This window comes from Veillonella sp. CAG:933 (assembly GCF_000431435.1).
Classification (GTDB): Bacteria; Bacillota; Negativicutes; order Veillonellales; family Veillonellaceae; genus Veillonella_A.
Genome location: NZ_HF986209.1, coordinates 11,773 through 20,142, shown reverse-complemented (window position 1 = coordinate 20,142; position 8,370 = coordinate 11,773). Strand labels below are relative to the sequence as shown.

10 protein-coding genes are annotated in these 8,370 nt (G+C 45.6%); all 10 read right to left on the bottom strand.

The features are described 5' to 3' along the window. A partial coding sequence (locus tag QZL64_RS07870; protein WP_296309470.1) for a radical SAM protein occupies nt 1-565 on the bottom strand: 565 nt, incomplete at its 3' end. 103 nt (nt 566-668) lie between these two features. Next, nucleotides 669-1,430: a ribonuclease III gene (gene rnc, locus QZL64_RS07865; protein ID WP_021841452.1), complete on the bottom strand. Its 762-nt coding sequence runs from the start codon at nt 1,428-1,430 to the stop codon at nt 669-671. After that, complete coding sequence (gene fabF, locus QZL64_RS07860) at nt 1,431-2,675, bottom strand: beta-ketoacyl-ACP synthase II (RefSeq protein WP_021841451.1); 1,245 nt, start codon at nt 2,673-2,675, stop codon at nt 1,431-1,433. Between the two features lie 38 nt (nt 2,676-2,713). Further along, on the bottom strand, nt 2,714-3,670 hold the full coding sequence (locus tag QZL64_RS07855; protein WP_021841450.1) for an NAD(P)H-dependent flavin oxidoreductase: 957 nt from the start codon (nt 3,668-3,670) through the stop codon (nt 2,714-2,716). A gap of 69 nt (nt 3,671-3,739) precedes the next feature. Further along, the gene (locus tag QZL64_RS07850) at nt 3,740-3,976 is read right to left on the bottom strand and encodes an acyl carrier protein (protein WP_006554975.1); all 237 of its coding nucleotides are present in this window, start codon (nt 3,974-3,976) and stop codon (nt 3,740-3,742) included. A gap of 42 nt (nt 3,977-4,018) precedes the next feature. Next, nucleotides 4,019-4,762, bottom strand: coding sequence for a 3-oxoacyl-[acyl-carrier-protein] reductase (fabG, locus tag QZL64_RS07845; RefSeq protein WP_021841449.1), 744 nt, complete (start codon nt 4,760-4,762; stop codon nt 4,019-4,021). A 1-nt stretch (nt 4,763) separates the two neighbouring features. Continuing rightward, nucleotides 4,764-5,705, bottom strand: a complete 942-nt coding sequence (fabD, locus tag QZL64_RS07840; RefSeq protein ID WP_021841448.1) for an ACP S-malonyltransferase — start codon at nt 5,703-5,705, stop codon at nt 4,764-4,766. A gap of 17 nt (nt 5,706-5,722) precedes the next feature. After that, the gene (gene fabK, locus QZL64_RS07835) at nt 5,723-6,667 is read right to left on the bottom strand and encodes an enoyl-[acyl-carrier-protein] reductase FabK (RefSeq protein ID WP_006554978.1); all 945 of its coding nucleotides are present in this window, start codon (nt 6,665-6,667) and stop codon (nt 5,723-5,725) included. A 14-nt stretch (nt 6,668-6,681) separates the two neighbouring features. Continuing rightward, a complete protein-coding gene (locus QZL64_RS07830) occupies nt 6,682-7,677 on the bottom strand; it encodes a beta-ketoacyl-ACP synthase III (protein WP_021841447.1) in 996 nt (331 codons plus the stop codon). Then, on the bottom strand, nt 7,661-8,370 hold a 710-nt coding region (gene plsX, locus QZL64_RS07825; RefSeq protein WP_296309467.1), incomplete at its 5' end, for a phosphate acyltransferase PlsX. The genes plsX and QZL64_RS07830, both read right to left, overlap by 17 nt.

Genomic DNA, 8,370 nt, shown 5'->3' with positions numbered 1-8,370 from the left:
CTACCGCCGTATTCACTAACGTATGCCAGTTTTCACCGGGTAACCCCGGTAATAGCTGAATACCAACGGTAAAACCATGTTCTTGCAATCGCTGAACGGCTCCCACAACCTCTGCCGACGAATGACCTCGTTTAGCTCTCGTTAAAATCGTGTCGTCCATGGACTGCACACCAATCTCAACGGTGTTCACACCATAGGCTTTTAACAGTGCTATCTCCGTCTCGCCAAGCGCATCAGGACGAGTGGAACAACGTATGGCATCAATCTCACCGTTTTGCAAGGCCTCATAGGCCGGTTCCAACAAAGAGCGTTGTAAGTCTTCCGGCAACGCGGAAAAACTACCGCCATAGAAGGCCACTTCCCAATATTTTTCATGCCGCTCGTTGTCGATATATTCGTCTATGGTAGCTTTCACATCAACCTCAGAAGCTCTTGCTCCGCCGGCGGCAATGCGATGCTGATTACAAAATACACATTGCTGCGGACAGCCTGCATGGGGTATGTAAAAAGGAATCAAACCGTGAGGCTTATCGTTAGCTATGCTGTTATTTTTGTGTTGGTTCATTTTTACCTACCTCATTTTTGTTAAAAATTTCTACCACTATACATTATATCAGAATATGAAAAAGGAGCGGATTAGCCGCTCCTCTATTTACCATATACCTGAATTAATCCTGCGTCAATCGACAAGCATTTTTGCCGATTAAATAATCAAGTGTAACTTGAGCCGCATTTTGTTCAGCTTCTTTTTTACTTTTACCGGTACCGGAACCATAGGCCTTGCCTTCAATCCGCACTTCCATGCAGAAAATCTTATCATGGTCGGGTCCCGATTCACTGAGCAAGGTATAGACGATTTGTTTCTCGCCTTCCTGCTGCACATATTCTTGCAACATAGTCTTATAATCCTTGCCGAGCTTACCGTCTTTCGCTTTTTCCAAATATCCTTGCAAATGACTCAATACGAACTGTGCCGTTACTTCATAGGAAGTATTTACATATAAAGCACCGATAACGGCTTCAAAGGTGTCCGCTAAAATCGACGCCCGTTCCCGACCGCCCGAAGTCGCTTCGCCTCGCCCAAGCAATAAATAATTACCAAAATGTAATTTGGAACTACATGTGGCCAACGAGGTTTCGCAAACAGTGGCTGCCTTTATTTTTGTCAGTTCACCCTCAGTCATTTGAGGATATGTTTTAAACAGATACTCACCGATGATTAAGTCCAAAACGGCATCGCCCAGAAATTCCAGACGTTCGTTGTGCTTAACGCGAGCTGCTCTATTTTCATTTGCATAAGACGTATGCGTAAACGCTCTGTCGAGCAAATTAATATCTGTCAAAGGGATACGCAAACGCGCCACAAGCTCTCGAAGCGCTGCTTCGCGAGCTTGGTGCGAGATTGTCTTATGAGTCTTACGGCCCTTCAATTAGTCCTCGTAACGACGAACGAGTAATGTTGCATTATGACCGCCAAAACCGAAGGAATTGGATAATGCGCAATTCACTTTCAATTCACGAGCCCCTTCTTTAACATAGTCCAAATCGAGTTCAGGATCCGGATTAGTCAAGTTGATGGTTGGGTGAATTTTACCGGTTTCAATCGCCATAGCCATAACGATGGCTTCAATAGCACCGGCTGCGCCCAATAAATGGCCTGTCATGGATTTAGTCGAGTTAACTGCCAAGGATTTAGCATGGTCACCGAATAATTCCTTAATAGCCATAGTTTCGTTTTTGTCGTTAAGACCTGTGGAAGTACCATGAGCATTGATGTAGTTAATTTCACTAGGATCGATGCCTGCATCTTTAATGGCCAATTCCATACATTTACGAGCTTGTAAACCGCCCGGAGCCGGAGCTGTAATGTGGTAAGCATCACCATTGCTGCCGTAACCGATTACTTCAGCGTAGATATGAGCACCACGCGCTTTAGCATGTTCTAATTCTTCAAGCACAACGATACCGGCGCCTTCACCCATAACGAAACCGTCACGATCGGCGTCAAATGGACGGGATGCTTTTTCAGGTTCATCATTGCGGGTAGACATAGCTTTCATAGCTGCGAAACCGGCCACTGCTGCTGGAGATACAGCTGCTTCAGTACCGCCGGCAAACATAATGTCTGCGTCACCGCGAGCTACGATGCGGAATGCATCACCAATGGAATTTGTACCGGATGCACAAGCCGTAATATCCGTAATAGCCGGACCACGAAGACCGAGTTCGATGGACACACGGCCGGATACCATGTTGGCAATCATCATAGGTACTGCAAAAGGACTTACACGATTAGGTCCTTTCTGGAATAATGTAACATAAACATCGTGGATGGAGTCAATCCCACCGATACCGGTACCAACTACAGTACCGCAACGGTCGCGATCTTCTTTATCCAAATCGAGATTGGAATCGCGTAAAGCAAGAACTGCTGCGGCGATTGCAAATTGAGAGGAGCGGTCCATACGACGAGACTCTTTCTTCTCTACACCATACTGCGTAATATCAAAATCCTTAACTTCACCGGCAATGCGGGTAGCATATTCAGAAGCATCAAAATGAGTAATCGGGCCAATCCCGGATTTACCCGCCAATAAAGCTTCATAAAAAGCATCTTTACCGATACCTACAGGCGTTACAGCCCCTAAACCGGTAATAACAACACGTTTTTCCAATTATTTCACCTCACATGTAAACTATGCATTGAAATACATTAATCAATCTGAGATACTTCCGCTAACAAACGACGGAAAATCTCCTTAACCGGCAAAATCTCATCTACTTTGCGCATATTATTGCCGGAGAATACCAAACCGGTTTCCACATCACCTTGCTGTGCCCGTTCTAAGGCTTTAATCAAGCAAAATTTGTGAGAACAATGCTTTAAGCAACGGTCACATTCAGTTGGTGGCGGTACAGTACCGTCCAATACAGAAGCAGCGAATTTGTTACGAATCGCCTGCCCCGGCAATCCTACCGGACTCTCTATCAATACAACATCTTCAGGCGCTTTAGCACGTAAGTACATTTTTTTAAGCTCATCCGATGCATTGCATTCTTCACTAGCTGCAAAACGACTACCCATTTGTACGCCGTTTGCTCCTAATTTCATCATTTCGACAATGTCTTTCCCGTCGAGAACGCCACCCGCTCCTATTACCGGGATATTTTTAACGGCCTTCAACACCTCCGGTACAATCTCACGCGATGAGCGATTTGTACCTAAATGACCGCCGGCTTCACTGCCTTCAACGATGACAGCGGCCGCACCCAAGCCTTCAGAAATACGAGCCAATTTCCCGGAGGACACAATCGGAACAATGGGAGTACCCGATTCTTTCCCCATACCAAACATATCACGAGAAAAACCTGCACCGGCTACAACGAGGTCAATACCTTCTTCAATAGCCGTTCGCACTAGGCCAGCAAACTCGGAAGCTGCTACCATTGCATTTATACCAATAATACCCGTAGGTGATAATTTTCGAGCTAATTTAATTTCATAACGTAATTCATCAAATGGCATACCGGAGGCCGCAATTAGACCGATGCCACCTTCATTAGCTACAGCTGCTGCAAGACGAGCCGTAGACAATCTGATTGCCATGCCGCCTTGAATGATTGGCACCTTTGCTACCAGATTTCCGATGCGAAGTTCAGGGAGCTTCACTATAAATTCCTCCTGTTACGTATACCGACTAGGAGGCGTTGCCGCCTCCTACCGGTGCACAAGTAAGTCTTACGCTTCTTTGATAGAATCGATGTATTCTACCGTATCTTTCACTGTTTTAATTTTTTCAGCTACATCATCAGGAATTTCAACATTGAATTCTTCTTCGAAAGCCATGATCAATTCAACGATGTCTAAGGAGTCAGCTCCTAAGTCGTCAATGAATGTAGAATCAATCTTAACTTCAGCTTCGTCAACGCCTAACTGTTCCACAACGATCGCTTTAACTTTATCAAACGTGGTCATTGTGATTTCACCTCCTTTCATTGTTTGCTCTATATATATTAGCTACATTACCATGCCGCCGTCAACATTAATGACTTGACCCGTAATATAACTCGACATATCGCTGACTAGGAAAGCAGCTACAGCAGCTACTTCATCCGGCTCTGCCATACGGCCCAACGGAATCGTGTGAACCATGGCGTCTTTCACTTTATCAGGTAAAACATCCGTCATGTCGGTGTGAATAAAACCCGGTGCAATCGCATTCACGGTAATACCGCGGGATGCCAATTCTTTAGCACAAGTTTTAGTAAAACCGATTACGCCGGCTTTTGAGGCACTATAGTTGGCCTGGCCTGCATTACCGGTCACACCTACAACCGATGTCATATTAACAATTTTACCGCTGCGCTGTTTCATCATAATTTTGGAAACCGCTTTGGTCATCAGATAAACACCTTTCAAGTTGATGTTGATAACATCATCCCAATCGCTGTCTTTCATACGCATGAGCAAACCGTCACGGGTAATGCCGGCGTTATTTACTAAAATATCGATGCGACCGAAAGTTGTGTGCGCTTCGTCAACCATAGCCGCTACTTCTTCGGCATTGCCTACATTAGCTTTAATTTTGATAGCCTTGCGGCCCATAGCCAAAATAGCATCTACGGTTTCTTGCGCAGCCCCTTCGCTGCCGCTGTAATTCACTACTACGTCGGCACCCTGTTTAGCCATTAACAAAGCAATGGCACGGCCAATACCACGAGAGGCACCGGTAACTAAAGCAACTTTATCTGTTAACTGCATTTTATCGAACCCCTTCTAAAAATTCAATAGTTTTCCCTAAGGAATCTACATCTTCTACATTAGCCAATTGCATTTCTTTGTTAATTTTTTTGGTAAAACCGGTCAAAACTTTGCCCGGACCTACTTCTACGAAGTTGCCTACGCCATAATTAATCATGGTAGCTACGCAATCTTCCCAAAGAACAGGATGAGCCGCCTGGATAACGAGGGATTCTTTAATAGCGTTCGCATCGGTCAAAATTTCACCGGTTACGTTAACTACTACCGGAATCTTGGCATCGTTAACAGTTACTTTGTCCAATTCGTCTTTCAAACGGGCCGCAGCCGGTTCCATCAAACGGCTGTGGAACGGAGCACTTACCGGTAACATAACGGCACGTTTCGCGCCGGCTGCTTTCATTTCTTCAGCAGCTTTTTCTACGGCAACCGTAGCACCGGCAATTACGATTTGACCCGGGCAGTTGAAGTTTACTGCCTGAACGGAACCGACTTCTTTGTCGATTTTTTCACAAATCGCCACTACTTCTTCACGAGGTAAAGCCAAGATAGCCGCCATGGCACCTTCACCCAATGGAACAGCATCCTGCATGAATTCACCGCGTTTATGAACGAGGTAAACAGCATCTTTAAAATCAAGTACGCCGGCTGCCACTAGAGCGCTGTATTCGCCCAAGCTGTGACCGCCCACGATATCAGGAGTAAAGCCCTTTTCTTTCAATACTTCATAACAAGCAACGCTGGCTGTTAAAATAGCCGGTTGTGTGTTAGCCGTTTTAACCAATTCGGTATCAGGACCTTCAAAGCAAAGCTTCGTAATGGAGTAGCCCAATGCTTCATCAGCTTCAGCAAAACGCTGTTTTACAATGTCATAGGCATTATATAAATCTTGAAGCATACCTACTTTTTGAGAACCTTGGCCAGGAAATACAAATGCTGTTTTCACTAGTAACGCCTCCTGTATTATTTAATGATCTTTTGTAAGCCGCCGATTACGGTTTCGGTTTCGGCCATAATATCGCGAATGATTTGAGCACAAGGTTTTACATCCTGTAACATACCGGAAATCTGCCCAATCATAACGGAACCGTTTTTAACGTCCCCTTCAATAGCCGCTTTGCGAAGTGCACCGGCACCCAAAGCTTCCAATTCTTCTTTAGGAGCACCGCTGAATTCCAATTCCTGGTACTGATGGGATAATAAGTTTTCTAAAATACGAACCGGATGACCTGTCGTAAGACCAGTCATAACGGTGGAACGGTCTTTTGCCTTTAATACGGCTTCTTTATAGTTAGCATGAGCAATACATTCTTCGGATAATACAAAACGTGTGCCCATTTGTACCGCACTGGCGCCCAAAGCGAAGGCTGCAGCCGCACCGCGACCGTCAGCAATACCGCCGGCAGCGATAACCGGTACGTTTACAGCGTCAGCAATCTGAGGAATTAAGCACATAGTTGTGATTTCCCCTACGTGACCGCCCGATTCGGTACCTTCCGCAACTACCGCATCAATACCGCCGCGCAACAAACGTTTAGCGAGCAATACGGAAGCTACTACAGGAATAACTTTAGTACCGATTTCTTTTAATGCAGGCACGTATGTACTCGGATTACCGGCACCGGTTGTAATTACCGGAACGCGTTCTTCCAAGACAACTTGCATAACTTCTTTAACAAACGGCGACATCAACATGATGTTACAACCGAAAGGTTTATTGGTACGTTCTTTTAATTTATGAATTTCATTACGGAATACGTCCGGTGGCATATGTCCGGCACCGATAATACCGAGACCGCCCCCTTCGGACACAGCCGCAGCAAGTTCAGCGGTACCAAGCCAAGCCATACCACCTTGGAATATAGGATACTCAATCCCTAACAAATCGCAAATATCAGTCTTAATCATGATGGTTGTCCTCCTTAGTACCATTTCATTACCAAGCCGGCCCAAGTTAATCCGGCTCCGAAGCCGGAAAAGGCGACTGTATGATCTCGTTCAACAAAGCCGGATCTCACTGCTTCATCTAAAGCAATAGCTACCGAAGCGGCCGATGTATTGCCGTATTTCGGCAAATTAACAAACACTTTCTCTGCCGGCATTTTCAACCGGTGTGCTGCGGAATCGATAATCCGTGTATTGGCTTGATGAGGAATGAAACGATCTAAATCTTCTAACTGTAAACCGGCTTTTTCTAACGCGTTAAGCACGGTGCGTCCCATGATTTTAACCGCGAATTTATAAACTTCGGCGCCATCCATGTGAACATAGGTCAAGCCTTCTTCGATACGTTTATCGTTAGGCACCATCGCCGTACCGCTGGATGGAATGCAAATTGCCATACCGCTGGCACCGTTGGCACCCATATCCATACCCAACATGCCATAGCCTTCAGGTACAGATGACACTACTGCTGCGCCGGCGCCATCGCCGAACAGGATACAAGTACTGCGATCCTTCCAGTTAAGCACGCGGGACATAACTTCTACACCGATTACAAGCACATTTTTGAAGAAGTTATTATTCACATAACTGCCGGCCGTAATCAATCCATATACAAAGCCGGAGCAAGCAGCGCCTAAATCAAAAGCGGCCGCATTAGTAGCTCCTAAATTAGCTTGTACTAAACAAGCTGTGGAAGGAACCGACATATCACCGGTTAAAGTTGCTAAAATGATACAATCAATATCTTCCGCCTTCAAGCCGGCTGCGTCCAAGGCACGTTTAGCCGCTTCCGTTGCCATATCGGAAGCATTCATGCCTTCCGGAGCAACGCGGCGCTCTTCAATGCCGGTGCGTTCACGAATCCATTGGTCATTCGTGTCTACGATTTTTTCCAAATCAGCGTTGGTTACGATATTATCCGGTACAAAACTTCCGGTACCGATGATACCTACCGGTTTAGTCCACATCGTCATATTTGATAGCTCCTTCTTCTTCTATACTGTGTTGAATGTTTTCAATAATCTTACGATCAACTATATCGCCGGCAATTTTAATAGCTGTCAAAATTTCTTTAGCCTTGGAACTGCCATGCGAAATCATGAATACGCCGTTTACGCCCAATAATGGTGCGCCGCCGTTTTCCGTATGGTCAAGGCGTTTACGAATCTTCTTGAACACCGGATAAATCAGGAATGCCCCCAGTTTGGCTAATATACCGCCATCCTTGATGCCTTCCTTAACAAGTTGCGTCATGACCCCTACAAGGCCTTCTGCCAACTTAAGAACTACATTGCCCGTAAAGCCGTCACATACAACAACATCAACCGTACCTTTAGGAATGTCACGACCTTCCACATTACCTTTAAAGTTAATGGTTTTAAGTTGTTCCAACAACGGATAGCTGCTTAAACACAATTCATTACCCTTAGTAGATTCTTCGCCGATATTCAACAAACCGACGGTAGGGTTTTCATGGCCAAACATAAGTCGTGCATATTCGGAGCCCATAATAGCCCCCTGCACCATATGTTTTGGCTTGCAATTCGCGTTAGCACCCGAATCAAGCATAACGGTAACACCCTGTGGTGTAGGAATCGGCGTGGCAATCATAGGTCTGTCAATCCCCTTGATACGTCCTAAGCCGAACAAAGCTGCCGCTACGGCTG